22 protein-coding genes, 7 tRNA genes and 1 pseudogene are annotated in these 25,854 nt (G+C 70.3%); 14 read left to right on the top strand and 16 right to left on the bottom strand.

Features of this window, described 5'->3' with window-relative positions; all coding sequences use genetic code 11:
- The first annotated feature begins 161 nt into the window (after positions 1 to 161).
- Positions 162 to 521: a VOC family protein gene (locus ACWFR1_RS23600; protein ID WP_453554208.1), complete on the top strand. Its 360-nt coding sequence runs from the start codon at positions 162 to 164 to the stop codon at positions 519 to 521.
- Between the two features lie 10 nt (positions 522 to 531).
- Positions 532 to 984: a pyridoxamine 5'-phosphate oxidase family protein gene (locus tag ACWFR1_RS23595; protein WP_453554206.1), complete on the top strand. Its 453-nt coding sequence runs from the start codon at positions 532 to 534 to the stop codon at positions 982 to 984.
- Positions 985 to 1,051: 67 nt separating this feature from the next.
- On the opposite strand, the gene ACWFR1_RS23590 is transcribed toward ACWFR1_RS23595, so the two are convergent.
- The 4 genes from ACWFR1_RS23590 to ACWFR1_RS23575 form a co-directional block, all read right to left on the bottom strand.
- Positions 1,052 to 1,124 (bottom strand) — tRNA-Lys (locus tag ACWFR1_RS23590).
- A 136-nt stretch (positions 1,125 to 1,260) separates the two neighbouring features.
- Positions 1,261 to 3,450, bottom strand: coding sequence for a DEAD/DEAH box helicase (locus tag ACWFR1_RS23585; protein ID WP_453554204.1), 2,190 nt, complete (start codon positions 3,448 to 3,450; stop codon positions 1,261 to 1,263).
- Positions 3,451 to 3,648: 198 nt separating this feature from the next.
- Positions 3,649 to 4,419 carry a hypothetical protein gene (locus ACWFR1_RS23580; RefSeq protein WP_453554202.1) on the bottom strand — a complete coding sequence of 257 codons (771 nt, stop codon included), beginning with the start codon at positions 4,417 to 4,419 and terminating at the stop codon, positions 3,649 to 3,651.
- 112 nt (positions 4,420 to 4,531) lie between these two features.
- Positions 4,532 to 4,882, bottom strand: coding sequence for a metallopeptidase family protein (locus ACWFR1_RS23575; protein WP_055642303.1), 351 nt, complete (start codon positions 4,880 to 4,882; stop codon positions 4,532 to 4,534).
- Positions 4,883 to 5,009: 127 nt separating this feature from the next.
- Here ACWFR1_RS23575 and ACWFR1_RS23570 point away from each other — a divergent pair.
- The 3 genes from ACWFR1_RS23570 (at position 5,010) to ACWFR1_RS23560 (ending at position 5,290) form a co-directional block, all read left to right on the top strand.
- A tRNA-Glu gene (locus tag ACWFR1_RS23570) sits at positions 5,010 to 5,082 on the top strand.
- Between the two features lie 38 nt (positions 5,083 to 5,120).
- Positions 5,121 to 5,194 (top strand) — tRNA-Asp (locus ACWFR1_RS23565).
- Between the two features lie 22 nt (positions 5,195 to 5,216).
- A tRNA-Phe gene (locus ACWFR1_RS23560) sits at positions 5,217 to 5,290 on the top strand.
- A 119-nt stretch (positions 5,291 to 5,409) separates the two neighbouring features.
- On the opposite strand, the gene ACWFR1_RS23555 is transcribed toward ACWFR1_RS23560, so the two are convergent.
- The 3 genes from ACWFR1_RS23555 to ACWFR1_RS23545 all read right to left on the bottom strand — a co-directional run bounded on the left by ACWFR1_RS23555 (position 5,410) and on the right by ACWFR1_RS23545 (position 7,455).
- Positions 5,410 to 6,252, bottom strand: coding sequence for a cytochrome c biogenesis CcdA family protein (locus tag ACWFR1_RS23555; RefSeq protein WP_453554200.1), 843 nt, complete (start codon positions 6,250 to 6,252; stop codon positions 5,410 to 5,412).
- Complete coding sequence (locus ACWFR1_RS23550) at positions 6,249 to 7,037, bottom strand: DsbA family protein (RefSeq protein ID WP_453554198.1); 789 nt, start codon at positions 7,035 to 7,037, stop codon at positions 6,249 to 6,251. Before ACWFR1_RS23550 ends, ACWFR1_RS23555 begins: the two co-directional genes overlap by 4 nt.
- Before the next feature lie 61 nt (positions 7,038 to 7,098).
- Entirely contained in the window at positions 7,099 to 7,455 is a 357-nt protein-coding gene (locus ACWFR1_RS23545) for a hypothetical protein (protein ID WP_453554196.1), read from the bottom strand.
- Between the two features lie 103 nt (positions 7,456 to 7,558).
- Between ACWFR1_RS23545 and hrpA the strand changes: the two genes are divergently transcribed.
- Together hrpA and ACWFR1_RS23535 are read left to right on the top strand one after the other, a co-directional pair.
- Positions 7,559 to 11,497: an ATP-dependent RNA helicase HrpA gene (gene hrpA / locus ACWFR1_RS23540; RefSeq protein ID WP_453554194.1), complete on the top strand. Its 3,939-nt coding sequence runs from the start codon at positions 7,559 to 7,561 to the stop codon at positions 11,495 to 11,497.
- A 122-nt stretch (positions 11,498 to 11,619) separates the two neighbouring features.
- A tRNA-Asp gene (locus ACWFR1_RS23535) sits at positions 11,620 to 11,693 on the top strand.
- A 644-nt stretch (positions 11,694 to 12,337) separates the two neighbouring features.
- Here the strand turns inward: ACWFR1_RS23535 and bldC are convergent.
- Both bldC and ACWFR1_RS23525 read right to left on the bottom strand, forming a co-directional pair.
- Entirely contained in the window at positions 12,338 to 12,544 is a 207-nt protein-coding gene (bldC, locus tag ACWFR1_RS23530) for a developmental transcriptional regulator BldC (protein WP_003949541.1), read from the bottom strand.
- Positions 12,545 to 13,132: 588 nt separating this feature from the next.
- Positions 13,133 to 14,002, bottom strand: coding sequence for a hypothetical protein (locus tag ACWFR1_RS23525; RefSeq protein ID WP_453554192.1), 870 nt, complete (start codon positions 14,000 to 14,002; stop codon positions 13,133 to 13,135).
- A gap of 175 nt (positions 14,003 to 14,177) precedes the next feature.
- Between ACWFR1_RS23525 and ACWFR1_RS23520 the strand changes: the two genes are divergently transcribed.
- Together ACWFR1_RS23520 and ACWFR1_RS23515 are read left to right on the top strand one after the other, a co-directional pair.
- Positions 14,178 to 15,278 carry a Leu/Phe/Val dehydrogenase gene (locus tag ACWFR1_RS23520; protein ID WP_453554190.1) on the top strand — a complete coding sequence of 367 codons (1,101 nt, stop codon included), beginning with the start codon at positions 14,178 to 14,180 and terminating at the stop codon, positions 15,276 to 15,278.
- Positions 15,279 to 15,578: 300 nt separating this feature from the next.
- Positions 15,579 to 15,830, top strand: a complete 252-nt coding sequence (locus tag ACWFR1_RS23515) for a DUF3073 domain-containing protein (RefSeq protein ID WP_024756846.1) — start codon at positions 15,579 to 15,581, stop codon at positions 15,828 to 15,830.
- A 165-nt stretch (positions 15,831 to 15,995) separates the two neighbouring features.
- Here ACWFR1_RS23515 and purM read toward each other — a convergent pair whose 3' ends face one another.
- The 4 genes from purM to ACWFR1_RS23495 form a co-directional block, all read right to left on the bottom strand.
- Positions 15,996 to 17,075 carry a phosphoribosylformylglycinamidine cyclo-ligase gene (purM, locus tag ACWFR1_RS23510; protein ID WP_453554188.1) on the bottom strand — a complete coding sequence of 360 codons (1,080 nt, stop codon included), beginning with the start codon at positions 17,073 to 17,075 and terminating at the stop codon, positions 15,996 to 15,998.
- Between the two features lie 44 nt (positions 17,076 to 17,119).
- Positions 17,120 to 18,646 (bottom strand): amidophosphoribosyltransferase, encoded by a 1,527-nt coding sequence (purF, locus tag ACWFR1_RS23505; RefSeq protein ID WP_453554186.1) that lies wholly within the window; start codon positions 18,644 to 18,646, stop codon positions 17,120 to 17,122.
- Between the two features lie 228 nt (positions 18,647 to 18,874).
- Entirely contained in the window at positions 18,875 to 19,699 is an 825-nt protein-coding gene (locus ACWFR1_RS23500; RefSeq protein WP_453554184.1) for an META domain-containing protein, read from the bottom strand.
- 45 nt (positions 19,700 to 19,744) lie between these two features.
- Positions 19,745 to 20,533, bottom strand: a complete 789-nt coding sequence (locus ACWFR1_RS23495; protein ID WP_453554182.1) for a sterol carrier family protein — start codon at positions 20,531 to 20,533, stop codon at positions 19,745 to 19,747.
- 76 nt (positions 20,534 to 20,609) lie between these two features.
- On the opposite strand from ACWFR1_RS23495, the gene ACWFR1_RS23490 reads away from it, so the two are divergent.
- On the top strand, positions 20,610 to 21,014 hold the full coding sequence (locus ACWFR1_RS23490; RefSeq protein ID WP_453554180.1) for a nuclear transport factor 2 family protein: 405 nt from the start codon (positions 20,610 to 20,612) through the stop codon (positions 21,012 to 21,014).
- A gap of 53 nt (positions 21,015 to 21,067) precedes the next feature.
- Here the strand turns inward: ACWFR1_RS23490 and purL are convergent, their stop codons facing one another.
- The 3 genes from purL to purS are packed head-to-tail and all read right to left on the bottom strand — an operon-like array spanning position 21,068 to position 24,239.
- Complete coding sequence (gene purL, locus ACWFR1_RS23485; RefSeq protein ID WP_453554178.1) at positions 21,068 to 23,317, bottom strand: phosphoribosylformylglycinamidine synthase subunit PurL; 2,250 nt, start codon at positions 23,315 to 23,317, stop codon at positions 21,068 to 21,070.
- Positions 23,317 to 23,997 carry a phosphoribosylformylglycinamidine synthase subunit PurQ gene (gene purQ / locus ACWFR1_RS23480; protein WP_453554176.1) on the bottom strand — a complete coding sequence of 227 codons (681 nt, stop codon included), beginning with the start codon at positions 23,995 to 23,997 and terminating at the stop codon, positions 23,317 to 23,319. The genes purL and purQ overlap by 1 nt, the downstream gene beginning before the upstream one ends.
- Positions 23,994 to 24,239 (bottom strand): phosphoribosylformylglycinamidine synthase subunit PurS, encoded by a 246-nt coding sequence (gene purS / locus ACWFR1_RS23475; RefSeq protein ID WP_015035032.1) that lies wholly within the window; start codon positions 24,237 to 24,239, stop codon positions 23,994 to 23,996. The genes purQ and purS overlap by 4 nt, the downstream gene beginning before the upstream one ends.
- 378 nt (positions 24,240 to 24,617) lie before the next feature.
- Between purS and ACWFR1_RS23470 the strand changes: the two genes are divergently transcribed.
- The 4 genes and pseudogenes from ACWFR1_RS23470 to ACWFR1_RS23455 all read left to right on the top strand — a co-directional run.
- Positions 24,618 to 24,965 carry a histone-like nucleoid-structuring protein Lsr2 gene (locus ACWFR1_RS23470; protein ID WP_453554174.1) on the top strand — a complete coding sequence of 116 codons (348 nt, stop codon included), beginning with the start codon at positions 24,618 to 24,620 and terminating at the stop codon, positions 24,963 to 24,965.
- A 98-nt stretch (positions 24,966 to 25,063) separates the two neighbouring features.
- Positions 25,064 to 25,135, top strand: a tRNA-Gly gene (locus tag ACWFR1_RS23465).
- Between the two features lie 79 nt (positions 25,136 to 25,214).
- A tRNA-Gly gene (locus tag ACWFR1_RS23460) sits at positions 25,215 to 25,287 on the top strand.
- 102 nt (positions 25,288 to 25,389) lie between these two features.
- Positions 25,390 to 25,845: pseudogene (locus ACWFR1_RS23455) on the top strand (response regulator transcription factor); the annotation flags it as partial.
- Between the last annotated feature and the right edge of the window lie 9 nt (positions 25,846 to 25,854).

Genomic DNA, 25,854 nt, shown 5'->3' with positions numbered 1-25,854 from the left:
CAGTCCGCCCCGCAGTCCGCCCCGCAGTCCACTCCGTACTCCGTTCCGTACTCCGTTCCGTACTCACCACGGAGGCGCGACCCGCCCGACTGACGGAGAGTGGAACCACGGCGAACGAGACCCCGCCGGAGACCACCGCCTCGCACACCACAGGAGTGACCATGCCCGGTACGTCCACCACCCAGGGAATCAAGACGGTCCTGCACCCCGTGTCGGACCTGGCGAAGGCCAAGGCCGTGTACGCCGCCCTGCTCGGCGTCCCGCCGCAGATCGACGAGTCGTACTACGTCGCCTTCGAGGCGGCCGGCCAGCACATCGGGCTGCTCCCGGGCGGCGGCCCGCAGGGCCTGACCTCCTCGCTCGCCTACTGGCACGTGCCGGACATCGAGGCGAAGCTCGCCGAGGTGACCGCCGCGGGCGCCACCGTGAAGGACCCGGCGAAGGACGTCGGCGGCGGCCGCCTCGTGGCCACCGTCGTCGACGCCGACGGCAACCTCATCGGCCTCCTCCAGGACAGCTGAGCGACCGGCGATGACCACCGCGCCCCGCTCCCGCGCCCAGCGCCGCCAGGACACCGAGCACCGGCTCGCCCACGACGTCGACGTCTGGGTCGCCACCGCCTCACCGGACGGCACGCCGTACCTCGTACCGCTGTCCTTCGACTGGGACGGTGAGGCCCTGCTCGTGTCCACCCCGGCGAACAGCCCGACCGGCCGCAATCTGGCCGCCACCCGGCGCGTCCGCCTGGGGCTCGGCCTCACCCGCGACGTGTCGCTGATCGACGGCGACGTCGAGGTCCTCGCCCTCGACGCGCTGCCGCGGGACCGGGGCGACCGCTTCGCCGAACGCACCGGCTTCGACCCGCGCACCGAGGCGGCCCCGTACCGCTGGTTCCGCATCACCCCGCACCGCGTCCAGGCCTGGCGCGAGGTGAACGAACTCCCGCAGCGCGAACTGATGCGCGCCGGCCACCCGCTGCCCTGACCGGCAGCCCGGGAACGAGAGAGCGCCCCGACCGGTCGAACCGGTCGGGGCGCTCCTCAGTGCTCAGTAGGCCGTGTGGGACTCGAACCCACAACCAATGGATTAAAAGTCCACTGCTCTGCCAATTGAGCTAACGGCCCAGGGACAAGCACACCCGAGCAGCATAGCCCGAGAGATCCCCGGAACCGATCGGGTATCGGACATGTCCCGCCACGCAGAAGGGCCCGCACGACACCGGGGTGTCGTACGGGCCCTCTTCTGTCAGGTCACTCGACCTCAGCCGTTGCGCTTCCAGCGCGGCTTGTCGTCGCGGCGGCCGAAGGAGCTGCCACCGGTCGAACCGGTGGAGCCGGTGCCACCGCGGTGCTCGTCACGACGGCCGTACGGGCGGTCGCCGCCACCGGCGCGGAAGCCGCCGGCGGGACGGTCGTCGCGACGGTCACGGTTGAACGGACGGTCGCTGCCGCGGTGGCCGCCGGCCGGACGGTCGTTGTCACGGCGCTCGAAGGGGCGGCCGCCACGGTCGTCACGGTTGAAGCCGCCGGACGGGCGGTCGTCACGACGGAAACCACCCGAGGCCGGACGGTCGTTGTCGCGACGGAAGCCACCACGGTCGCCGCCACGGTCGTCACGGTTGAAACCACCCGACGGGCGGTCGTCACGACGGAAACCACCCGAGGCCGGACGGTCGTTGTCACGGCGGAAGCCACCGGACGGACGGTCGTTGTCGCGGCGGAAGCCACCACGGTCGCCACCGCGGTCGTCGCGGTTGAAGCCACCACGGTCGCCGCCACGGCGCTCGTAGTTGCCGCGCTCGTCGCGGGCCGGACGCTCCTCGCGGCGCTGCTCCTCGGCGCGAGCGGCACGCTCGGCCTCGACGGCAGCGGCGGCGACCTCGGCCTCGGCGGCCTCGGTCACCTCGGCGACAGCGGCCTCCGGGTCCTCGCCACGCTCACGGGCGGCGCGGGCCACCAGGCGGTCGGCCTCCTCGCGGAGCTCGACGGCACGGCGCTGGAGGCGCTCGAGCTGCTTGGTCAGGTCGACGACCTCACGCTCGGCCTGCTTGGCCGAGTTGTTCGCGGAGTCGGCCTGGACCTCGGTCAGCGAACGGGCGCCGGTGATCTCGGCGACCTCGGGCTCGAAGACGCCGGAACCACCGACGAGGTGGCGCGAGGCGTCGACGCCCGCGTCCTCCATCAGGCGGAAGATCTGGCGGCGCTGGTGCGGCAGGGCCAGGGAGACCACGACACCGGAGCGGCCGGCACGGGCGGTACGGCCCGAGCGGTGCAGGTAGTCCTTGTGGTCGCCGGCCGGGTCCACGTTGAGGACCAGGTCGATGCCGTCGACGTGGATGCCTCGGGCGGCGACGTCGGTCGCGACGAGCGCGTTGACGTAGCCCTTCTTGAAGTCCTCCAGGACGCGGGTACGGGCGCCCTGCGTCATGCCGCCGTGCAGCGCGTCGGCCTTCACGCCCGAGTCGCACAGCTGCTCGGCGATACGGTCGGCGCCCAGCTGGGTGCGGACGAAGATGATCGTGCGGCCCTTGCGGGCGGCGATCGCCGCGGTGACCGGGGCCTTGTCCTTCGGCTTCACGACGAGGACGTGGTGGGTCATGGTCGTGACGTTGCCCTGCGCGCTGTCGACCTCGTGCGTGACCGGGTCGGTCAGGTAGCGCTTGACCAGGGTGCCGATCTCGTTCTCCATGGTGGCGGAGAAGAGCATGCGCTGGCCGCCGCCGGGGATCTGGTCGAGCAGCTCGGTGACCTCGGGCAGGAAGCCCAGGTCGGCCATCTGGTCGGCCTCGTCGAGGACGGCGATCTGGACGGCCTCGAGGGAGCAGGCGCCGCGGTTGATGATGTCGCGGAGACGGCCCGGGGTGGCGACGAGGACGTCGACACCGCGCTCCAGGGCGTAGATCTGGTTGCCCATGGACGTACCGCCGCAGACGACCTTCATCTTGAGGCCGAGCACGTCGCCGTACGGCTGGAGGGCGTCCGCGACCTGCATCGCGAGCTCACGCGTCGGCGTGAGGATGATGCCGCGGGGCTTCTTCTTGTCGGTGTGACCGCCGGCCAGGCCGGCGAGCAGCGGAAGACCGAACGAGAGGGTCTTGCCGGAGCCCGTGCGGCCGCGGCCGAGGATGTCCTTGCCGGCCAGGGCGTCCGGGATGGTCGCCGCCTGGATCGGGAAGGGGGTCGTCACGCCGTTCTGCGCGAGCTTGCGCACGACGCCCTCGGGCAGACCGAGGTCGCCGAAGGTGATGGTGGGCTCGGCGGGCTCCTCGTCGGCGTCGTCGGCCTCGACGGAGTCCTCGACGTCGTCGAAGTCGGTGGTGTCCTCGTCGGTGTCGACAAGGGCCTCGGCGGGAGCCACGGCCTCGGTGTTGACGGGCTCGGTGGCCTCTACGGCCTCGACGATCTCGTCGTTCTCGGGCATGACGGCGTGGTCAGAACTGAAAATGGACATGCGAAATGCGAAACCTTCCGGAGTCTCGGCACGCGCCCGTCAACTCCGTGAATTCGCAAATCGACCGCCTCAATGCGGTCAGCCACGGCTAGGGAGAGTACGCGCCACACGGCGCTCTTCTGTGTCGGCGCCGGGCAATGGGATCAAACGATCTACCACCATACGCACCCTCCCCCACCTATGGCAAACCGGACTCCGTCACACCGGCCCGACCTGCGGCGATGCCGCCGGCTCCGAGGGGGCTCCCGGCCCGTCCGCCGCCCGCATCGCACCCAGCTGGGTCTCGGGTCCGGGGCTCGGCGGATCGGTCGGATTGGAGGTCGGCTCCGGCGTCGGTTCCGGGGTGGGCTCCGTGGTCGGCTCCGGCGTCGGGGGATCGGTCGGGTTCTGGGTGGGCTCCGGCGTCGGAGTCACCCCGCCGCCGCCCGGGCCACCGGCCCCGCCGCCGTCGCCACCGCTCCCCGCGCCGCCGTCACCGCCGCTCCCGCCACTGCCTCCGCTCGCGCCACTCCCGCCGTTCCCACCGGTTCCGCCGCTTCCGCCGTCGGCAGGGCCCCCGCCGGAGCCCTGCTGGCCGCCGGCGGCGCCACCACCGCCGCCCGGCTGACCGGGCTTCGGGGAGCCGTCGACGCCGACCGGGCCGTCCGAGGGCGCCGACGCGCCCGGCGCCGGCTTCGCGGAGGCCGTCGGCGAGCCGCTCGGCACCGGGGACTTCCCACCCCCGCCGTCCGCGTCGGGCCCGCCCGTCCCGGGCTTCCCGTTCCAGGAACCGCCGTCCCCGTCCGGGAGACCGCCGCCGCCGTCGGCCTCGGCCGCCACGCCGCGCTTCCCTCCGGACGCGTGGGGCGCCGGCTTCGCCCCCTCGTCACTCACGCTCATACAGCCGCTCAGACCGGCGCAGGCCGCGACGGCCAGCGCGGCGGCGACCCATCTCACACGGGTGGGCAAACGGGTGGGCAAATGGCGCACGGGGGCACCTCCAGGGACACAACAGGCAGGAACGGAACGCGTTGCCCTGCCCAACTCCCCGCGCGCCACAAGGGACACGCCTCAGCCGTAGCCCAGCGCGTGCAGCCGCTCGTCAGCCGTAGCCCAGCGCGTGCAGCCGCTCGTCGTCGATGCCGAAGTGATGGGCGATCTCGTGGACCACAGTGATCTCGGTCTCCGCGACCACGTCCTCGCGCGACTCGCACATCCGCAGCGTCGGCCCCCGGTAGATCGTGATCCGGTCCGGCAGCACCCCGGCGTACCACTCACCGCGCTCGGTCAGCGGCGTCCCCTCGTAGAGCCCGAGCAGCTCGGGATCGTCCGGGGCGGGTTCGTCCTCCACGAACACCGCGACGTTGTCCATCAGCCGGGCGAGTTCCGGGGGGATCCGGTCCAGGGCCTCGGCGACAAGTTCCTCGAACTCCTCGCGCGTCATCTCCAGCACGCGGCCATTCTCCCCCCGTCCGGGGGACTCGCCGGGGGTAGGCGGAAACCGTTTTGGCGATCGCGGCCGACATCCCATATGCTTCTCACGTCCCCGACGCGCTGAGAAGCGCCCCGGCGGGCCCTTAGCCCTCATCGTCTAGTGGCCCAGGACGCCGCCCTTTCAAGGCGGTAGCACGGGTTCGAATCCCGTTGGGGGTACGCATTACCGTGTGCGAGACTTGTCTCGCACATTGCAAGGCTCTGTGGAGCAGTTGGTTAGCTCGCCACCCTGTCAAGGTGGAGGTCGCGGGTTCAAGTCCCGTCAGAGTCGCTGAAGCTGGAAACAGCTTCGTGGCTGGGTAGCTCAGTTGGTACGAGCGATCGCCTGAAAAGCGATAGGTCGCCGGTTCGACCCCGGCCCCAGCCACAAACAGAAGGCCCCGTTCGAAAGAACGGGGCCTTCGTCGTTTTCTCCCTGGACCTCTGGACCTCTCCCTGGACTTCTTCTGTACGGGGAAGGGGCCCGCGCCCCTTCCCCGTGTACGGTCACGCCTCCTCGCGCTCCCCCGTACGGCTCCCCCGGCGGCCCCGCGTCGCGAGCGCCACCGCCACCACGGCCACCACCGCGACGAGCAGCGCCCAGTCCGGCACCGCGCGCCCCAGCTCGGCCACCCGCGCCTCCACCGCGAACGACTCGTCCACCGAGAGCAGCCCCGGCAGCGCGGTCGTCCCGTCGAAGACCAGGAAGAGCGTGCCGAGGGCGATGAAGAACAGGCCCGAGAGCAGCGAGGTCGAGTGGAGCGTGAGCGGGCCGACCCGGAGCGGCCGGCCGCGCAGCCAGCGCCGCCGGCCCAGGTCGTACCGCTCCCAGAGCAGCGCCAGGACGAAGAGCGGAACCGCCATGCCCAGCGCGTACACCGCGAGGAGCAGCCCGCCGTACGCCGGGCTGCCGCTCAGCGCCGCCACCGTCAGGACGCTGCCCAGGATCGGGCCCGCGCAGAAGCCCGCGAGGCCGTAGACCAGGCCGAGGGCGTAGACGGAGAGCGCCGACGTGGGCCGGATGCGGCCGCTCGCCTCGGCGATGCGGCGGGAGGCGAAGCCCAGGCCGAGGAGCTGCAGGACGCCGAGTCCGACGATCAGCCAGCCGCCGACGGTCACCAGGAGGTCGCGGTTGCCGTAGAAGAACCGGCCGGCGAAGGACCCGGCCGCGCCCAGCGGGACGAGGGTGGTGGCCAGGCCCGCGTAGAGGATCCCGGTCCTGGCCACCAGCTTCGCGCGCGTGTCGATGGAGTACGCGAAGAAGGCGGGCAGGAGCAGGGCGCTGCAGGGGCTGAGGAGGGCGAGCAGGCCGCCGAGGAACGCGGCGAAGTACCCGATGCCGGAGGTCACTGCCCGGATCCCGGCTTCTTCGCGTCCTTCGTGTCCTTCGCGGACTTCCCGGACTTCCCGGACTTCGCGGCCTTCGCCGCCGCCTCGATGGCCTCGGTGAAGGCCTCCAAGGGCTGCGCGCCCGCGATCGGGCGGCCGTTGACGAGGAAGGACGGAGTGGAGGTCGCGCCGAGCGCGTACCCCTGCTCCTGGTCCTTGCGGACGGCCTCGCGGGCCGCCGTCCCCTCGGTGTCCTTCGCGAACCGGGCCGCGTCGGCGACGCCGGCCTCCTTCGCGAGGGCCGCGAGCCGGTCCTTCCCGAAGCCCTTCTCCTTGGCGCCCTCGGCGTACGCGGCCCGGTGGAACTCCCAGAACCGGCCCTGCTGCCCGGCCGCCCAGGAGGCGCGGGCGACGGCCTCCGACTCCTCGCCGAAGATCGGGAAGTTCCGCCACTCGATGCGCAGGGTGCCGTCGTTCACGTACTTCTTCACGAGGACCGGCTCGGTGTCGCGGGCGAACTTCGCGCAGTAGCCGCACTTGAAGTCGGCGTACTCGATGAGGACGACGGGCGCGTCGGCCCGGCCCAGGGCGAGCTTGTCGGAGGCGTCGCGGCGGGCGTACGCCTCCAGCTCGGGGTAGACGCCGGCGGACGGATCGGCGGAGACCTCAGCGACGGCGGACGAGCCGGCAGCGCCGCCGGCGGACGGCTTGGTGGCGGTGTACGAGACGACGCCGAGCAGCACGGCGGCGGCCGCCACGCCGGAGACGATCACGATCGGCCTGGACTTGGGCTGGGGCTTGGACATGCGGAAGTGCTCCTGCGGAGGAAGGGGAGAACGAAAGGGACGGCGGAGTGCGGCCGTCCGTCTACACCCTGAGGATCGACAGCTCCACCGGTGACGGCGCCACGCGCTCCGGCGGCTCCCGGCCCGGCGCCGTTCCCCGCCCCTCCGGCTCCCCGTGCCGGACCGCGCACGGCGTCCGGTCGGCGGCCAGCGCGGGCAGCAGTTCGGCGAAGCCGTTGGCGCGCGGCGGTACGACGGGTCCCGAGGCGCCCGTGTCGGCGGCGTGGCCCGGGTCGCAGCCCGGCACGACGGCGAACGCGACGGCCTGGGCGGCCTGGGGCGCGGGGGAAGCGCTCGTCGCCGTCCCGCACACCAGCAGGCCCAGCACCAGACCCGCCAGCGCGGCGAGGGCCGCCAGGGCGCGGGTGGTGCGGAACATGCGCTCCCTCTCGGGTCCGGTCGACGTGCCCGAAATAGTACGCACCCTCCACCCGGAAATCGGTTCGCCGCTTCTCGGCCGCAGGTGCGATCCTGGGATCCGTATGTCTACTTCCTTCGCCGCCCTCCAGTCCGTCCTGGCCGAGGTCTCGCTGCGGGACTCGCACCGGCTCGGCCGTCGTCTCGAAGGCGCCCGCCGCATCCGTAAGCCCGAGGCCCGTGAGGCCGTCCTGGACGAGATCGCCGCCGAGGCGGCCAAGGCCAAGGAGCGCGTCGACGGGCGTGCCTCTCGCGTGCCCGCGATCACGTACCCCGAGCAGCTGCCCGTCTCGCAGAAGAAGGACGTGATCCTGGAGGCGATACGCGACCACCAGGTCGTGATCGTCGCCGGTGAGACGGGTTCCGGTAAGACCACCCAGATCCCGAAGATCTGCCTGGAGCTCGGCCGGGGCGTCCGGGGCATGATCGGGCACACCCAGCCCCGCCGGATCGCCGCCCGCACGGTCGCCGAGCGGGTCGCCGAGGAGCTGCGGACCCCGCTGGGCGAGGCCGTCGGCTGGAAGGTCCGCTTCACCGACCAGGTGAACCCGGAAGCGACCTTCGTGAAGCTGATGACGGACGGCATCCTGCTCGCCGAGATCCAGACGGACCGCGAGCTCCGCGCCTACGACACGATCATCATCGACGAGGCCCACGAGCGCTCGCTCAACATCGACTTCCTGCTCGGCTATCTGGCCCAGCTGCTGCCGAAGCGCCCCGACCTCAAGGTCGTCATCACCTCCGCGACGATCGACCCGGAGCGCTTCTCCCGCCACTTCGGCGACGCCCCGATCGTCGAGGTCAGCGGTCGTACGTTTCCGGTGGAGGTCCGCTACCGGCCCCTCCTCGAAGAGGACTCCGAGGACTCGGACCGGGACCAGATCACCGCGATCTGTGAGGCCGTGGACGAGCTCCAGTCCGAGGGCCCCGGCGACGTCCTCGTCTTCCTCTCCGGTGAGCGCGAGATCCGGGACACCGCGGACGCGCTCCTGAAGCGGAACCTCCGGAACACCGAGGTCCTCCCTCTCTACGCCCGCCTGTCGCACGCCGAGCAGCACCGCGTCTTCCAGGCCCACTCCGGCCGCCGGATCGTGCTCGCCACGAACGTCGCCGAGACCTCCCTGACCGTCCCCGGCATCAAGTACGTGATCGATCCGGGCACCGCCCGCATCTCCCGCTACTCGCACCGGACCAAGGTCCAGCGCCTGCCGATCGAGGCGGTCAGCCAGGCCAGCGCCAACCAGCGCAAGGGCCGCTGCGGCCGTACATCCGACGGCATCTGCATCCGGCTGTACTCGGAGGACGACTTCGTTTCGCGTCCGGAGTTCACGGACGCCGAGATCCTCCGGACGAACCTCGCGTCCGTCATCCTCCAGATGACCGCGGCCGGCCTCGGCGAGATCGAGAAGTTCCCCTTCATCGACCCGCCGGACCACCGCAACATCCGGGACGGCGTGCAGCTCCTCCAGGAGCTCGGCGCGATCGACCCGGCGGAGAAGGACCCGAAGAAGCGGCTCACCCCGCAGGGCCGGAAGCTCTCCCAGCTGCCCGTGGACCCGCGGCTCGCCCGCATGGTCCTGGAGGCCGACAAGAACGGCTGTGTCCGCGAGGTCATGGTGATCGCGGCGGCGCTCTCCATCCAGGACCCGCGCGAGCGGCCGGCGGAGAAGCAGACGCAGGCCGACCAGCAGCACGCCCGCTTCAAGGACGAGACCAGCGACTTCCTCGCCTATCTGAACCTCTGGCGGTACGTCCGCGAGCAGCAGAAGGAGCGCGGCTCCAGCTCCTTCCGCCGGATGTGCAAGCAGGAGTACCTGAACTTCCTGCGCATCCGCGAGTGGCAGGACATCTACGCGCAGCTGCGGACCGTCGCGAAGCAGCTCGGCATCCACGTCAACGAGGAGGACGCGCCGGAGCAGTCCGTGCACGTCTCGCTCCTCGCCGGCCTGCTTTCGCACATCGGTCTGAAGGACGTGAAGGAGGGCGCGAAGAACGACTACCTCGGCGCCCGCAGCGCCAAGTTCGCGATCTTCCCCGGTTCCGCCCTCTTCAAGAAGCCCCCGCGGTTCATCATGTCGGCGGAGCTCGTGGAGACCTCGCGCCTCTGGGCCCGGGTGAACGCCCGGATCGAGCCCGAGTGGATCGAGCCGCTCGCCGAGCACCTGACGAAGAAGACGTACAGCGAGCCGCACTGGGAGAAGGACCAGGCGGCCGTGATGGCCTTCGAGAAGGTGACGCTGTACGGCGTGCCGATCGTCGCCGACCGCAAGGTGAACTACGGCCGGATCGACCCCGAGGTCTCCCGCGACCTGTTCATCCGGAACGCGCTGGTCGAGGGCGACTGGCGCACCCACCACAAGTTCTTCGCCGACAACCGCAAGCTCCTCACCGAGGTCGAGGAGCTGGAGCACCGGGCCCGGCGTCGGGACATCCTCGTCGACGACGAGACGCTCTTCGACTTCTACGACAAGCGCGTCCCCGAACACGTGGTGTCCGGCGCCCACTTCGACTCCTGGTGGAAGCACAAGCGTCATGAGGAGCCGGAGTTCCTCGACTTCGAGCGCGAGATGCTCATCAACGAGAAGGCCGCCGGCGTCACCAAGGACGACTACCCGGACTCGTGGCGGCAGGGCCCGCTGAAGTTCCGGGTGACGTACCAGTTCGAGCCCGGCGCGGACGCGGACGGCGTGACCGTCCACATCCCGCTCCAGGTGCTCAACCAGGTGACCGACGAGGGCTTCGAGTGGCAGATCCCGGGGCTGCGGAGCGAGGTCGTCACCGAGCTGATCCGCTCCCTGCCGAAGCCGATCCGCCGCCACTACGTGCCCGCGCCGAACTTCGCGACCCGCTTCCTGGACGCGGTCGTGCCGGTGCAGGAGCCCCTGTCCGGCGCGCTCGCCCGCGAGCTCCAGCGGATGGTCGGCGTTCCGGTCACCGCCGAGGACTTCGACTGGGCGAAGGTCCCCGAGCACCTCAAGGTCACGTTCCGGATCGTCGACGAGCGGCGCAGGAAGCTCGCCGAGGACAAGGACCTGGAGACGCTGCGGCTCCAGCTGCGCCCCAAGGCCCGTAAGGCCCTCTCACAGGCCGCAGCGGCCGCCACGGCGGGCCCGGACGGCTCCGGGCCCTCCCTGGAGCGCACCGGCCTCACGGAGTGGACGATCGGGACCCTCACGAAGGTCTTCGAGACCAAGAGGGGCGGGCAGCCGGTCAAGGCGTACCCGGCGCTCATGGACGAGGGCGCGACCGTCGCCGTACGGCTCTTCGACACGGAGGCCGAGCAGGCACAGGCGATGTGGCGGGGCACCCGGAAGCTGATCATGCTGAACATCCCGGTGAACCCGGCGAAGTTCGCCTCGGACAAGCTGACCAACCAGCAGAAGCTGGCCCTGTCGTCGAACCCGCACGGCTCGATCCAGGCGCTCTTCGACGACTGCGCCACCGCCGCGGCCGACAAGCTGATCGCGGACCACGGCGGCCCGGCCTGGGACGAGGAGTCCTTCCGGAAGCTGTACGACAAGGTCCGCGCGGACCTCGTGGACACGACGGTACGGACGGTGGGCCAGGTCCAGCAGATCCTGGCGGCCTGGCAGGCCTGCCAGCGCCGGCTCAAGTCCACCAACAGCCTGGCCCTGATCAACAACCTCACGGACGTGCGGGAGCAGCTGGCCTGGCTGGTGCCGGCGGGCTTCGTCACCCGTACGGGGCTGAAGCGGCTCCCGGACCTGATGCGCTACCTGGTGGCGGTGGACCGGCGGCTCCAGCAGATGGCGACGGGCGTCCAGCGGGACACCACCCGTATGGAGAAGGTCCACGAGATGCTCGACGAGTACGCGTGGCTGCTCGAACAGCTCCCGAAGGGGCGCCCGGTGCCGACCGAGGTCACCGACATCCGCTGGATGATCGAGGAGTTGCGGGTGAGCTACTTCGCGCACGCCCTGGGCACGGCGTACCCGGTCTCGGACAAGCGGATCGTGAAGGCGATCGACGCCGCGGCCCCCTGACCGACGGCGGTCCGACCCCGGTCCGGGGCCGGGTCCGGCCGCGGGTCCGGCGGTGAGTTCGACCGGACCGCTGACCTGCTGTACAGTCTTCCTCGCAGCCACTTACGAGGGGCTGCGAGCAAGGACCTGTGGAGCAGTTGGTTAGCTCGCCACCCTGTCAAGGTGGAGGTCGCGGGTTCAAGTCCCGTCAGGTTCGCTTTACTCGAAGGCCCGCATCGCGAGATGCGGGCCTTCGTCGTGTTCCCGCCCGCTGACGACGCCGGGGGCGTCCACGAGCGCCACCACGTGTCCTCTGACGGCCGCATGTCCCGGGACGGCCCCTCACACGCCACTGTGCGGTCCGCCACCGCCTCGCACGCCTTCCCGGCGGCCCTGCGGCGCCCTGGCGGCTCTGGCGGCCCTGGCGGCTCCCGCGGCTCACCCTGGGGCCCCTCCTGAGGAAACGGCGGGCACGAGGGGCCTCGCGGGCCGGCTTCGGCGGCCGAGGACGAAAGTCCCATCGACCCATGACCAACGGCGGGTGGGAAGCGATCCCGCGAGTGGCAGGCTGGTGATTGGCAAGACTTCATCAATGTGACGGGTGTCACTAGGGGAGTTTCAAGAACCCCTTCACTTACACCCCTCCTACACCGGCCCGATTTAATATGTGCAATTGCACCACCTCCCGCAGAGTGGCGCCGGGCACAAAAAAGATCGCGCCAGACCCGGCGGAGTCCAGCGCGATCGTTGACGAAGGCCTGTTGGGGCAGGATTCCGTCGGCAGTTCTAGGGGTGGGCGACCGGATTGGGGGATCCGGACAGGCCCGGTGTTACGGGGTGCTGCGGGGTGTTGAGCGAACCTCAGGCCTCACTGCGCTGCTGCGGAATACCCGCGAGCAGTGCGCGAACCTCAGCCTCGCGGTAACGGCGGTGCCCACCCAGGGTGCGGATGGACGTGAGCTTGCCCGCCTTCGCCCAACGGGTCACCGTCTTCGGGTCCACGCGGAACATCGTGGCAACCTCAGCAGGGGTCAGCAGCGGCTCGGCATCAGGGGTGCGAGCGGTCATGAGCGGCCTCCTCGGGAGAACCGAACCAATCTCGGTTCTTTCCTCTAAATTCTGCACCTTGACCCGCCTTGCCCGAAATGGCAGAAGCGGGCCGAGTCGGTTATAGGACGAACGGCTTGTCCTCGGCACTACAACTACACCATCCGTCCAGCCACGTCGGCCAAACCGATGGAATTGCCCTCGCAGGTGTTCATCAGCGGCGGAAGTCGATGGACCATGCCATAACGGACAGTCACGCGGCTGTGACGATCAGTCACAGCCGCGATCAGGAGTCCTCAGACCCCCCATAGAGTGCAATGCTGAGCGTTCCGCCCGAACTTGGGCGGAAGGAACCCTCCCCGGACTCCTTGTCCTATTTTGGCACGAGGGTGGGTGATGGGCGCAAGGGTGCGTTAAGTGCTGTCCGTCACGCTTGAGCCAAAGGCCCGGATCGGGACCAACGTCCCCGTCGCCCGCGTGCCGAAAGACCCCGTCACCGGACGGCACGCCGAGAGGCCCCGGAGCCCTCGGGTCCGGATGCCTGAAGATCATTTACCTCAGTCGGACATGTCTTGTCGATGGCGACCTGACGAAGATGCCCGACTGATGTCAGTTCGCGCCCCGCAGGTCCCTGACGACCCGCCACCGCTCCGCGAGCCGCCCGTACACCTCACTGGCCCGCTCGCCGTCCCCCGCCCGCAGCGCGGCGATCCCCTCCGCCATCTCCGCCGCCGAACTCTCCTCCGCCAGCCACTCCTCCGTGACCGCGTGCACCAGGCCCCCGAAGTCCAGCTCCACGAGCGCCCGTGGATGGAACTCCTCCAGCCAGCGGCCCACGTCGACCAGGCCCTCCGTCATCGGACCCTCGTCGATCGACTCCCGCAGGGCCCGCAGCGCCCGCGCGAGACGCCGCCGCGCCTGCGCCATCGTCGTCCGGTAGCGCAGCACCGGCGCAACGCCCCCGGCCGCCCCTCCCGGCTCCGCCGGCCGCCCCGGCTCGTACCGCCGGTCCTCGTGCCCGAAGAGCGCGAACCAGCGCAGCGGCACCTGCCAGACCGCCGTACGGATCCACGGCCGGGCGTCCGGGTTCCGCAGCGACCACCGCTCGTAGTCGCCGGCGATCTGAGACCGCACGACGGGCGGCAGCATCGCGTCGAGCACCGGCCCCGGATACCCGTCCGCCATCAGCTCCTCGACCGCCAGCCAGCTCCGCAGCCGGGTCCGCCACGGACAGATCACCACCACCCCGTCCAGGTGGGCGACGAACGCCTCCCCGCTCTCCTGGACCGGAACCGGCACCGGCGGCGTCGGCAGCAGGTCGGCGAGCGAGCGCCGCAGCTCGTCCTGCGCGCCGGGGGTGAGCGGCCGGCGGGCGTACCTGGCCCAGTGGCTCCGCTCCGGCTCGGGGAACGCGGCCAGCGGCTCGTACACCCGCAGATAGGACGCGTAGGGGACGAGGACCGAGGAGGCGACCGACATGCCGCGAATCCTTCCACGGAGGTACTCCGGGAGGGGGTGATCCCGCACGAGAGAGGGTGATCCTGAGCACTGCCGCTGATCTACGCCCAGGTAGGACTTACTCTCTTGCCGAACTGGTCCTCCCCCACCCGCAGGGAGGCCCGCAACCGCCGCTTCGTACTTGGGAGTCACCACCGTGACCGATGTGACCGGCGTTCCTGTCGTTCCCGCAGACGTGCTGCACACCCTGTTCCACTCGGAGCAGGGTGGCCACGAGCAAGTCGTGCTCTGCCAGGACCGCGCCACCGGCCTCAAGGCCGTCATCGCCATCCACTCCACCGCCCTGGGCCCGGCCCTCGGCGGAACCCGCTTCTACCCGTACGCCACCGAGGCCGAGGCGATCGCCGACGCGCTCAACCTCTCGCGCGGCATGTCGTACAAGAACGCCATGGCCGGCCTCGACCACGGCGGCGGCAAGGCCGTCATCATCGGGGACCCGGAGAAGATCAAGACGGACGAGCTGCTGCTCGCCTACGGCCGCATGGTGGCCTCGCTCAACGGCCGCTACGTGACGGCCTGCGACGTCGGCACCTACGTCGCCGACATGGACGTCGTCGCCCGCGAGAACCGCTGGACGACCGGTCGCTCCCCCGAGAACGGCGGCGCCGGCGACTCCTCGGTCCTCACCGCCTTCGGCGTCTTCCAGGGCATGCGCGCCTCCGCGCAGACCCTGTGGGGCGACCCGACGCTGCGCGGCCGCAAGGTCGGCGTCGCGGGCGTCGGCAAGGTCGGCCACTACCTCGTGGAGCACCTCCTGGAGGACGGCGCCGAGGTCGTCGTCACCGATGTGCGCGAGGAGTCGATCCGCCGGATCACGGACAAGCACCCGCAGGTCACCGTCGTGGCCGACACGGACGCGCTGATCCGTCTCGAGGGCCTGGACGTCTACGCGCCCTGCGCGCTCGGCGGCGCCCTAAACGACGAGACCGTGCCCGTGCTCACCGCGAAGATCGTCTGCGGTGCGGCCAACAACCAGCTCGCGCACCCCGGTGTCGAGAAGGACCTGTCGGACCGCGGGATCCTCTACGCGCCCGACTACGTGGTCAACGCCGGTGGCGTGATCCAGGTCGCCGACGAGCTGCACGGCTTCGACTTCGACCGCTGCAAGACCAAGGCCACGAAGATCTTCGACACCACGCTGGCCATATTCGCACGTGCGAAGGCGGATGGAATCCCGCCGGCCGCGGCGGCCGACCGGATCGCCGAGCAGCGGATGGCGGAGGCCCGGAGGGGCTGAGTCCCGCCCCTCCGCACGGAGGGCCGCCCCGCCGAAGCGGAGGCGTCAGCGAGACTTCGCTCACGCCCCTCGGCGGGTCGGCCCCCCGGAAGAGGTTAAAATCGCGATTGACCAGCGAGGAAAGGGCACCTCGCAGGTTCTGTACCGAGGTATGTGATGCGCACGGCGTACCGTAGAGCCGAGGAAACAGGTACCGTTGAAGCCCTACGGGCCGGTCTCTCTGTCGAGAGTCCGTTCCGCATCATGAACGCGTGTCAAGACTCTGGGGTCATCGAGCCCCGTCACCGAGGGGGTCGAGCCATGGGGCGCGGCCGGGCAAAGGCCAAGCAGACCAAGGTCGCCCGCCAGCTGAAGTACAGCAGCGGCGGGACTGACCTGTCGCGTCTGGCCAATGAGCTGGGCGCTTCGACTTCGAACCAGCCGCCGAATGGCGAGCCGTTCGAGGACGACGACGAGGAAGACGACCCGTACGCGCAGTACGCGTCTCTTTATGACGACGAGGACGAGGACGAGGACGACGAGTCCGGTCCGTCGTCCCCACGTCGCGCTTGACTTCTTAATCACCGAAACCCGGTCCGGTACACCCGGCCGGGTTTCCGTGCTGTCCGCGTACGTCTCTGTGCGTCGCGGGCCAGGACCGTACGGGAACGGCCCGGCGGCACCCCCTGAGGGGCGCCTGCCGGGCCGTTCCCGTACGCCGTCGGTGCGGCGTCGCTGCTACTTCGCGTAGTTCCCGACCAGCTCCGCGCCGGTCGTGTGCGCGCCGCGCTCGGTGATCTCGCCCGCGACCCAGGCCTCGACCCCGCGGTCCGCGAGGGTCGTCAGGGCCACGTCCACGGAGTCGGCCGGCACGACGGCCATCATGCCGACGCCCATGTTCAGCGTCTTCTCCAGCTCCAGGCGCTCCACCTGACCGGCCTTGCCGACCAGGTCGAAGATCGCGCCGGGGGCCCAGGTGGAGCGGTCGACCGTGGCGTGCAGGCCGTCCGGGATCACCCGGGCCAGGTTGGCGGCGAGACCGCCGCCCGTGATGTGGCTGTACGCGTGGACGTCCGTGGTCCGGGTGAGGGCCAGGCAGTCCAGCGAGTAGATCTTCGTGGGCTCCAGGAGCTCCTCGCCGAGGGTCCGGCCGAGCTCCTCGACCCGCTGGTCCAGGGTCATCCCGGCGCGGTCGAAGACCACGTGGCGGACGAGCGAGTACCCGTTGGAGTGAAGACCCGAGGAGGCCATGGCGATGACCGCGTCCCCCGTACGGATGCGATCGGCGCCGAGCAGCCGGTCGTACTCCACGACACCCGTGCCGGCGCCGGCGACGTCGAAGTCCTCCGGGCCGAGGAGGCCCGGGTGCTCCGCGGTCTCGCCGCCGACGAGGGCGCAGCCGGCGAGGACGCAGCCCTCGGCGATGCCCTTGACGATGGCGGCGACCCGCTCGGGGTGGACCTTGCCGACGCAGATGTAGTCGGTCATGAAGAGCGGCTCGGCGCCGCAGACGACGATGTCGTCCATGACCATCGCGACCAGGTCGTGGCCGATCGTGTCGTACACGCCCATCTGGCGGGCGATGTCGACCTTCGTGCCGACGCCGTCGGTCGCCGAGGCGAGCAGCGGACGCTCGTAGCGCTTGAGGGCGGAGGCGTCGAAGAGGCCGGCGAAGCCGCCGAGGCCACCGAGGACCTCGGGGCGCTGCGTCTTCTTCACCCACTCCTTCATGAGCTCGACGGCGCGGTCGCCCGCCTCGATGTCGACGCCCGCGCTCGCGTAGCTGGCGCCGCTTCCGGCACTGGTGGACTCAGACATGCTGAAGAACTTTCGTGTCGTACTGCGGGGTGTGCAGCGGGGTCTTACGGGCGGCGCAGGGCGTCGGCTGCCGCGGTGGCGGCCGGTCCCGCGGCCAGCTCGGTCTCCAGGAGCTGCTTGCCGAGGAGCTCGGGGTCCGGGAGCTCCATCGGGTACTCGCCGTCGAAGCAGGCACGGCAGAGGTTCGGCTTCTGGATGGTGGTCGCCTCGATCATCCCCTCCAGGGAGATGTACGAGAGCGAGTCCGCGCCGAGCGACTTGCCGATCTCCTCGATCGACATGCCGTTGGCGATCAGCTCCGCGCGGGTGGCGAAGTCGATGCCGAAGAAGCAGGGCCACTTCACCGGCGGCGAGGAGATCCGGATGTGGATCTCGGCCGCGCCGGCCTCGCGGAGCATCCGGACGAGCGCGCGCTGGGTGTTGCCGCGGACGATCGAGTCGTCGACGACCACCAGGCGCTTGCCCTTGATGACTTCCTTGAGCGGGTTCAGCTTCAGCCGGATGCCCAGCTGGCGGATGGTCTGGGAGGGCTGGATGAAGGTGCGCCCGACGTAGGCGTTCTTCACCAGGCCTGCGCCGAAGGGGATGCCCGAGGCCTCGGCGTAGCCGATGGCGGCCGGGGTGCCGGACTCCGGAGTCGCTATCACCAGGTCGGCCTCGACCGGCGCCTCCTTCGCGAGGCGGCGTCCCATCTCCACGCGGGAGAGGTAGACGTTCCGCCCGGCGATGTCGGTGTCGGGGCGCGCCAGGTACACGTACTCGAAGACACAGCCCTTGGGCTTCGCTTCCGCGAATCGCGAGGTACGGAGACCGTTCTCGTCGATCGCGATCATCTCGCCCGGCTCGACCTCGCGGACGTAGCTGGCGCCGCAGATGTCGAGGGCGGCGGACTCGGAGGCGACCACCCAGCCGCGCTCGAGACGGCCGAGGACCAGCGGGCGGATGCCCTGCGGGTCACGGGCCGCGTAGAGCGTGTGCTCGTCCATGAAGACGAGGGAGAAGGCGCCCCGGACCTCGGGGAGGATCTTCGCGGCGGCCTGCTCGATGGTGAGCGGCTCACCGTCCTCGTCGACCTGGGCCGCGAGAAGCGCGGTGAGCAGATCGGTGTCGTTGGTGGCGGCCACTCGGGTCGAGCGGCCTTCCTTCTTGGGAAGGTCGGCGACCATCTCGGCGAGACGGGCCGTGTTCACCAGGTTGCCGTTGTGGCCGAGCGCGATGGAGCCGTGGGCGGTTGCCCTGAACGTCGGCTGCGCGTTCTCCCACACGGACGCCCCGGTGGTCGAGTAGCGGGCGTGACCGACCGCGATATGACCTTGGAGGGAGCCGAGAGAGGTCTCGTCGAAGACCTGGGACACGAGGCCCATGTCCTTGAAGACGAGGATCTGGGAGCCGTTGCTCACCGCGATACCCGCGGATTCCTGGCCCCGATGCTGGAGGGCGTAGAGCCCGAAGTACGTGAGCTTTGCGACCTCTTCACCCGGAGCCCAGACACCGAAGACGCCACAAGCGTCCTGGGGGCCTTTCTCTCCGGGGAGCAAGTCGTGATTGAGTCGACCGTCACCACGTGGCACGTTTCCGAGTGTAGACGGGCTCGACCACTGGTCCGAATTGAAGAAAACCGAACCCTGCCCCACTCGTGCGATCGCACGAAATGATCATCTCCGGCTTGGAGAGGCCTACGAAGCAGGCGCGGGAAGGGATTCCGCCCCCGGGGCTCTCATGAGCAGACGCTCGTACCAGGCGTCGAGGCCCCCCGCGATGTGACGGAGTGCACCTTCTTTCGAGTTCTTCCGGGGGCGCTACCCCGCCGCCGTGGCCGCGAGTCCCTCGCCCGAGGCGTCGGTGAGGGTCAGGGTGCGGTGGTCGAGGCGGTAGGTGAGCGGGCCGTCGAGGAGCTCGTACAGCTTCGTCTCCAGCTGCATCTCCGGGCTGCTGCACATCATGCGGGTGGTCGCCGCCGGGCCTTCGATCGTGAGGGTGGTGCCGTCGACGCGGGCGGTGGCGGAGAAGTTGTTGCAGCCGAGGTTGCCGGTGACCCGGCCGTCCTCGCGGAGGACGAGGTGCGCCTTGGTCCCGCTGCCGGCTGGCAGCGAGGCGGCCGTCCCGCCGGAGACCAGGGAGTCGACCTTCCAGGTGGTGCCGCGGAGCGGGGCATCGGGCTCCGCGGTCAGTTCGAGGCTGTTCTTCCGGCCGTCGGCCGAGGCGAGGCTGAAGCGCTCCCCCTCGATCGTGCCCTTGAGCGGGCCCGAGAACGCCTTGAGCAGGTCCTTCTCGAAGCGCTCCCGGTCACCGGGACAGCCGATCTGGGTGATCACTTCCTCGGTGACGGTGAGGGTGTCGCCGTCCACGGCGACGGCCGCGCGGAAGTGGTTGCAGCCGGTGTTCCCCTGGGCGCGCCCGTCCTCCGTGAACGCGACGCGCGCGTCGGCGGGGGCGACGGCCCTGCGCCCGTCGACCGTCACGGCCCTGATCGACCAGTGCGTACCGCTGACGGGCAGGCCGGGGTCGACGGTGCCGGCCGGCGCGGCGCCGGGACCCTGCTCCGTACCGCAGGCGGTGACGGTGGCGGTGGCGGCGAGGAACAGGAGCGGGACCAGGGCGGCGAGGGCGCGTGGCTTCGGCATGGAGGTGGGACGGGCGGGCCCCCGCGCCGGTTCCCCGCAGGTGCCCTAGGAGAGGACCGGGAGTACGTCGCTCAGATCCGCGCGCTCGCCGCTCGCGCTCACGCGCGCGGCCTCCTTCTCCGCCGCCCACTCCGCGCGCCCGGTCGCGAGCCTGATCCAGGTCAGCGGGTCGGTCTCGACGACGTTCGGCGGGGTGCCCCGGGTGTGCCGGGGGCCCTCCACGCACTGCACGACCGCGAACGGCGGGATCCGCACCTCGACGGCGCCACCGGGGGCCTTGTCGGCGAGGGCGTCGGCGAGCAGCCGGACGCAGGCGGCGAGGGCCTGCCGGTCGTACGGGACGGCGGCGCCGGTCGCCGCGTTCAGGTCGTCGGTGTGGACGACGAGTTCGAGGGTGCGGGTGACCAGGTGGTCGCCGAGGCGCATGGTGCCGAAGCGCGTCGGGACGAGCCGCTCGTCCGGGACGCCGGCGATCCGCTCCTCGAAGAGCGCCGCCGTCCGCGCGTACAGACCGGGCAGGTCGCCCGTGTCGATCGCCCGGGTGTCCTCGTCGATCGTCGCGGCGGCCGTCGCCGTCGCCGACGGCCAGGCGAGCAGCGGGAGCTCCAGCTTCGCCGGCTCGGGCTCGGAGAGCTTGCGGGAGAGCGAGGCGAGGACCATCGTCAGATGCCCCGCGAGGTCCCGTACGGTCCACTCCCCCAGCCGGGTCGGCCCGTCGAGCTGCTCCGGCGTGAGCGTCGTCACCGCCTCCCGTACGTTCCCGAACTGGGCGAGCACGGCGGCCCGGATCTTGGCGGAGTCGTAACGGCGGGGACGCTTCTTGGCCGGTGGCATGGGGGCGAGGGTAGTCGGAGACTGGAGAGAGGGAGGGATGCCGGCACACCTACCCGCACGAGAGGGGTCGACTCTCATGGCCGAGCACCCTGACAGCGCCTTGGTCCGCCGAGGCTACGAAGCGTTCGGCGGGGGTGACATGGAGACCCTCCGCTCCCTGATGACCTCGGACGCCACCCACCACTCGCCGGGATCCAGCCAGATGTCCGGGCACTTCAAAGGCGCGGACAACGTCCTCGCCCACTACGGGCGGCTCATGGAGCTGACCGGCGGCACCTTCCGGGTCGAGCTGAAGGGCGTGTACCCGGACGGCCGCGGCCATGTCATGTCGGTGCACAAGTGGCACGCCGACCGAGGGGACCGCGGCATCGAGATGGAGGGCGGGCTCTTCTTCACCATCGTCGGCGGCAAGATGACCGACGTCGACGAATGCGTCGCGGACATCGACGAGTCCGACGCCTTCTGGGGCCAGGCGGAGTGAACGCGGACAGCCCCCGTCCGAGGACGGGGGCTGTCTCACGTACGGACGGACCGTCAGGCCAGCAGGGCCGGGATCGTCGCCTCGTGGGCCGTGCGCAGCTCCTCCAGGGAGAGCGCGAACTCGCCCTGGACGTCCACCGCGTCGCCGTCGACGACACCGATCCGGGTCGCCGGCAGACCCCGCGCACCGCACATGTCGGTGAAGCGGAGCTCCTCGCTGCGCGGGACGGCGACGACCGCACGGCCCGCCGACTCGCTGAGGAGGAAGGTGAAGGCGTCCAGGCCCTCCGGGACGACCAGGCGCGCGCCGTTCCCGCCGCGCAGGCAGGACTCGACGACCGCCTGCACGAGACCGCCGTCGGACAGGTCGTGCGCCGCGTCGATCATGCCGTCGCGCGAGGCCGAGATCAGGATCTCGCCGAGCAGCTTCTCCCGGTCGAGGTCCACGGCCGGCGGCATGCCGCCGAGGTGCTGGTGGACGACCTCGGACCAGGCCGAGCCGCCGAACTCCTCACGCGTGTCGCCGAGCAGGTAGAGGAGCTGGCCCTCTTCCGCGAAGGCGATCGGCGTACGGCGGTTGACGTCGTCGATCACACCGAGGACGGCCACGACCGGCGTCGGGTGGATCGCCGTCTCGCCGGTCTGGTTGTAGAGCGAGACGTTGCCGCCGGTGACCGGGGTGCCCAGCTGGAGGCAGCCGTCCGCGAGACCACGGGTGGCCTCGGCGAACTGCCACATGACAGCCGGGTCCTCGGGCGAACCGAAGTTCAGGCAGTCCGAGATGGCGAGCGGCTTGGCACCGGAGGCGGCGACATTGCGGTACGCCTCCGCCAGCGCGAGCTGCGCGCCCGTGTACGGGTCGAGCTTCGCGTACCGGCCGTTGCCGTCGGTCGCCATGGCCACGCCGAGGTTGGTCTCCTCGTCGATCCGGACCATGCCCGCGTCCTCGGGCTGCGCCAGGACCGTGTTGCCCTGCACGAACCGGTCGTACTGGTCCGTGATCCAGGACTTCGAGGCCTGGTTCGGGGAGGAGACCAGCTTCAGGACCTGGTCCTTCAGCTCCTCGCCGGTCTGCGGCCGGGGCAGCTTGTTCGCGTCGTCGGCCTGGAGCGCGTCCTGCCACTCCGGGCGGGCGTACGGCCGGTGGTACGTCGGGCCCTCGTGGGCGACGGACCGCGGCGGCACGTCGACGATCTGCTCGCCGTGCCAGAAGATCTCCAGGCGCTCGCCGTCCGTCACCTCACCGATGACGACCGCGATGACGTCCCACTTCTCGCAGATCTCCAGGAAGCGGTCGACGTGCTGCGGCTCGACGATCGCGCACATGCGCTCCTGCGACTCGCTCATGAGGATTTCCTCGGGCGAGAGCGTCGCGTCGCGCAGGTGGACCTTCTCCAGGTCGACGTGCATGCCGCCGGAGCCCGCGGAGGCCAGCTCAGACGTGGCGCAGGAGAGCCCGGCGCCGCCGAGGTCCTGGATGCCCGCGACCAGCTTCTCCTTGAAGATCTCCAGGGTGCACTCGATGAGGAGCTTCTCCTGGAAGGGGTCGCCGACCTGGACGGCGGGGCGCTTGGTGGGCTTCGTGTCGTCGAAGGTCTCGGACGCGAGGACCGAGACGCCGCCGATGCCGTCGCCACCCGTGCGGGCGCCGTAGAGGATGACCTTGTTGCCCGGGCCCGAGGCCTTGGCGAGGTGGATGTCCTCGTGCTTCATCACGCCGATGCAGCCGGCGTTGACCAGCGGGTTGCCCTGGTAGCAGGAGTCGAAGACGACCTCGCCGCCGATGTTCGGCAGGCCCAGGCAGTTGCCGTAGCCGCCGATGCCGGCGACGACACCGGGCAGCACGCGCTTGGTGTCGGGGTGGTCGGCCGCGCCGAAGCGCAGCGGGTCGACGACCGCGACCGGGCGGGCACCCATGGCGAGGATGTCGCGGACGATGCCGCCGACGCCGGTGGCCGCGCCCTGGTAGGGCTCGATGTACGAGGGGTGGTTGTGCGACTCGACCTTGAAGGTGACCGCGTACCCCTGGCCCACGTCGACGACGCCGGCGTTCTCGCCGATGCCGACGAGCATGGCGTCGTTCTCCGGGACCTTCTCGCCGAACTGCTTCAGGTGGACCTTGCTGCTCTTGTAGGAGCAGTGCTCGGACCACATGACGGAGTACATGGCGAGCTCGGCGCCGGTGGGACGGCGGCCCAGGATCTCGCGGATGCGCGCGTACTCGTCCTCCTTGAGGCCGAGCTCCTTCCAGGGCTGCTCGCTGTCCGGCGTCTCGCTCGCGTGCTTGACGGTGTCGAGGCTCATCAGGCGTTGACCAGCTTCTTGAGGATCGAGGTGAAGAAACCGAGGCCGTCCGTCTTGCCGGTGCCGACCAGCGGCTCGACGGCGTGCTCCGGGTGCGGCATGAGGCCGACCACGTTGCCCGCGGCGTTGGTGATGCCCGCGATGTCACGCAGCGAGCCGTTGGGGTTGACGTCGAGGTAGCGGAAGGCGACCCGCCCCTCGGCCTCCAGCTCGTCGAGCACCCGCTCGTCGGCGACGTACCGGCCGTCCATGTTCTTGAGCGGGACCTCGATCTCCTGGCCCCGCTCGTAGTCGGACGTCCAGGCGGTCTCCGCGTTCTCCACCCGCAGCTTCTGGTCGCGGCAGATGAAGTGGAGGTGGTTGTTGCGCAGCATCGCGCCCGGCAGCAGATGGGCCTCGGTGAGGATCTGGAAGCCGTTGCAGATGCCGAGGACGGGCATGCCCGCCTTGGCCTGCTCGATGATGCTCTCCATCACCGGCGAGAAGCGGGAGATGGCGCCGGCCCGCAGGTAGTCGCCGTAGGAGAAGCCGCCGGCGAGGACCACGGCGTCGACCTGCTTGAGGTCCTTGTCGCGGTGCCAGAGCGAGACGGGCTCGGCGCCCGCGAGGCGGGCGGCACGAAGCGCGTCCTGGTCGTCGAGCGTTCCGGGGAACGTGACGACGCCGATGCGTGCGGTCACGACTCGACCTTCACGACGAAGTCTTCGATCACGGTGTTGGCAAGGAAGGTTTCGGCCATCTCATGGATGCGGGCGAGGGCGGCGTCGTCGACCGGCCCCTCCACCTCCAGCTCGAAGCGCTTCCCCTGACGGACGTCGGCGATTCCGGCGAATCCCAGGCGAGGCAGTGCACGCTGCACCGCCTGCCCCTGAGGGTCCAGAATCTCCGGCTTGAGCATGACGTCGACTACGACGCGTGCCACTGGCACTCCCGGTGGTGTGTTGCGTGGGCGGTTCCCTCAGCGTACCTGCCTCCAAATTCTACGCGGGTAGAGATCTGAAGGATCCTCCAAGGAGATCCCCAAAGACCCGTGAACGGACCGCGAACGGACCGCGAACGCCACCCGCCCCCCACACGCACACCCGCGCGCAAAATTCCAGCGAAATATTGCGGGGTCCAATCCGCCGGGACACGCTGAAACAATTGCCGGGGCTTCACAATGCGCCGCCTACCGCTGTACAAAGGAATCCAGAGGAAAACAGCATTGTCCCGGCACAGCCGAACGGTCGGCATCGTCGCACGTCAGAGACGTCACAAGCGTCCTTCCGACCCCGGCGGCCGCAGGAAAGGACCGATATCCGTGGCTCAGCGTGTGGTGGTCACTCTCTCCGATGACATCGACGGCGGAGAAGCTGCTGAGACGGTCGCGTTCGGCCTCGACGGGAAGATGTACGAGATCGACCTGAATGCTGCCAATGCAAAGAAACTCCGCAAGGCGCTCGCCCCCTACCTCGCCGCCGGCCGCAAGCAGCAGGCCGGAGCGAAGGCCGGGACGAAGGAGCGGGCGGGCGTGGAGACCTACACCCACACCTCCCTCGCACCCGACCCGGCGGCGGTCCGCGCCTGGGCCCAGTCCAACAAGATGGACGTGCCCGCGAGGGGCCGGATCCCGAAGAAGGTCTACGAGGCCTTCCACGCCGCGAGCTGACGCGCGCCGGGAGCCGATTTGCATTCCACCCCCCATGATCCGCTAGAGTCTGGAACACGCCGAGGGGCAAGGCCGCAGGGCCGAACCTCACGCAGCGTGCGGGTGTAGTTCAGTAGCAGAACATCCCCCTTCCAGGGGGAAGGCGCAGTGTGCAATTCCTGTCACCCGCTCTGCATCGCATTACCAAGCACTCCGGTGCATCAGGTAGAGTGGTGCTCGCGCCGCCCAGTGAAAGCTGGTCGGAGGCATGCGGACGTGGCTCAGTTGGTAGAGCATCACCTTGCCAAGGTGAGGGTCGCGAGTTCGAATCTCGTCGTCCGCTCAGGAAGTCGAAGGCCCCGGTTCTCTGGAACCGGGGCCTTCGTCATGTCCCCGCACAACGCCGCGTGACGCCATGACATCGTCGCCGTGCTCGATCTGCAGAGCCGTGCTCGATCCGCAGGTGCCGGGCGCGGACGGTGTGACGGTCGCCACGGTCCTGCGGGACGAACCGCCCGGCTGTCGCACCCTGATCGCGACCGGTCACGGCCGTCCCGGACACCTCGATCGGGCGCTCCCCGCGGGCGTCCGCGACTTCGCCCCGAAGACCGTCAGCGCCGAGCGGCCGGCCGAGATCATCCGTACCGTGCACGCCGGAAACCGTTACGTGGAACGGGAGTTGGCGTCCGACGCCATCGCCGCCGGGGCCTCCCGGCCGACCGCCCGGGAGGCCGAGGTACTCGCACTCTCCGCCGACGGAGCGCCCGTCGCGGAGATCACCCGGCGCGCCTCGCTCTCGCCCGGAACCGTCCGGAACCACCTCGCCTCGGCCGCCGCGAAGCTCGGTGCCGAGAACCGTCACACGGCGGTGCGTCTCGCGCAGGCGAAGGGATGGGTATAGTTAGCCCCG

This window comes from Streptomyces sp. NPDC055103 (genome assembly GCF_053607625.1).
The sequence above is the reverse complement of the archived record's forward strand: the minus strand, read 5'-3'. Positions and strand labels throughout refer to the sequence as shown.

Excerpts from the sequence above, each read along its gene's own strand:
- ACWFR1_RS23525 (WP_453554192.1), bottom strand. The coding sequence starts at position 14,002 with ATGTCGGTCGCCTCCTCGGTCCTCGTCCCCTACGCGTCCTATCTGCGG.
- bldC (WP_003949541.1), bottom strand. The coding sequence starts at position 12,544 with ATGACCGCTCGCACCCCTGATGCCGAGCCGCTGCTGACCCCTGCTGAG.
- purL (WP_453554178.1), bottom strand. The coding sequence starts at position 23,317 with ATGAGCCTCGACACCGTCAAGCACGCGAGCGAGACGCCGGACAGCGAG.
- ACWFR1_RS23490 (WP_453554180.1), top strand. The coding sequence starts at position 20,610 with ATGGCCGAGCACCCTGACAGCGCCTTGGTCCGCCGAGGCTACGAAGCG.
- ACWFR1_RS23595 (WP_453554206.1), top strand. The coding sequence starts at position 532 with ATGACCACCGCGCCCCGCTCCCGCGCCCAGCGCCGCCAGGACACCGAG.
- ACWFR1_RS23585 (WP_453554204.1), bottom strand. The coding sequence starts at position 3,450 with ATGTCCATTTTCAGTTCTGACCACGCCGTCATGCCCGAGAACGACGAG.
- purM (WP_453554188.1), bottom strand. The coding sequence starts at position 17,075 with ATGTCTGAGTCCACCAGTGCCGGAAGCGGCGCCAGCTACGCGAGCGCG.
- ACWFR1_RS23500 (WP_453554184.1), bottom strand. The coding sequence starts at position 19,699 with ATGCCGAAGCCACGCGCCCTCGCCGCCCTGGTCCCGCTCCTGTTCCTC.
- ACWFR1_RS23600 (WP_453554208.1), top strand. The coding sequence starts at position 162 with ATGCCCGGTACGTCCACCACCCAGGGAATCAAGACGGTCCTGCACCCC.
- ACWFR1_RS23550 (WP_453554198.1), bottom strand. The coding sequence starts at position 7,037 with ATGTCCAAGCCCCAGCCCAAGTCCAGGCCGATCGTGATCGTCTCCGGC.
- hrpA (WP_453554194.1), top strand. The coding sequence starts at position 7,559 with ATGTCTACTTCCTTCGCCGCCCTCCAGTCCGTCCTGGCCGAGGTCTCG.
- ACWFR1_RS23515 (WP_024756846.1), top strand. The coding sequence starts at position 15,579 with ATGGGGCGCGGCCGGGCAAAGGCCAAGCAGACCAAGGTCGCCCGCCAG.
- ACWFR1_RS23545 (WP_453554196.1), bottom strand. The coding sequence starts at position 7,455 with ATGTTCCGCACCACCCGCGCCCTGGCGGCCCTCGCCGCGCTGGCGGGT.
- ACWFR1_RS23495 (WP_453554182.1), bottom strand. The coding sequence starts at position 20,533 with ATGCCACCGGCCAAGAAGCGTCCCCGCCGTTACGACTCCGCCAAGATC.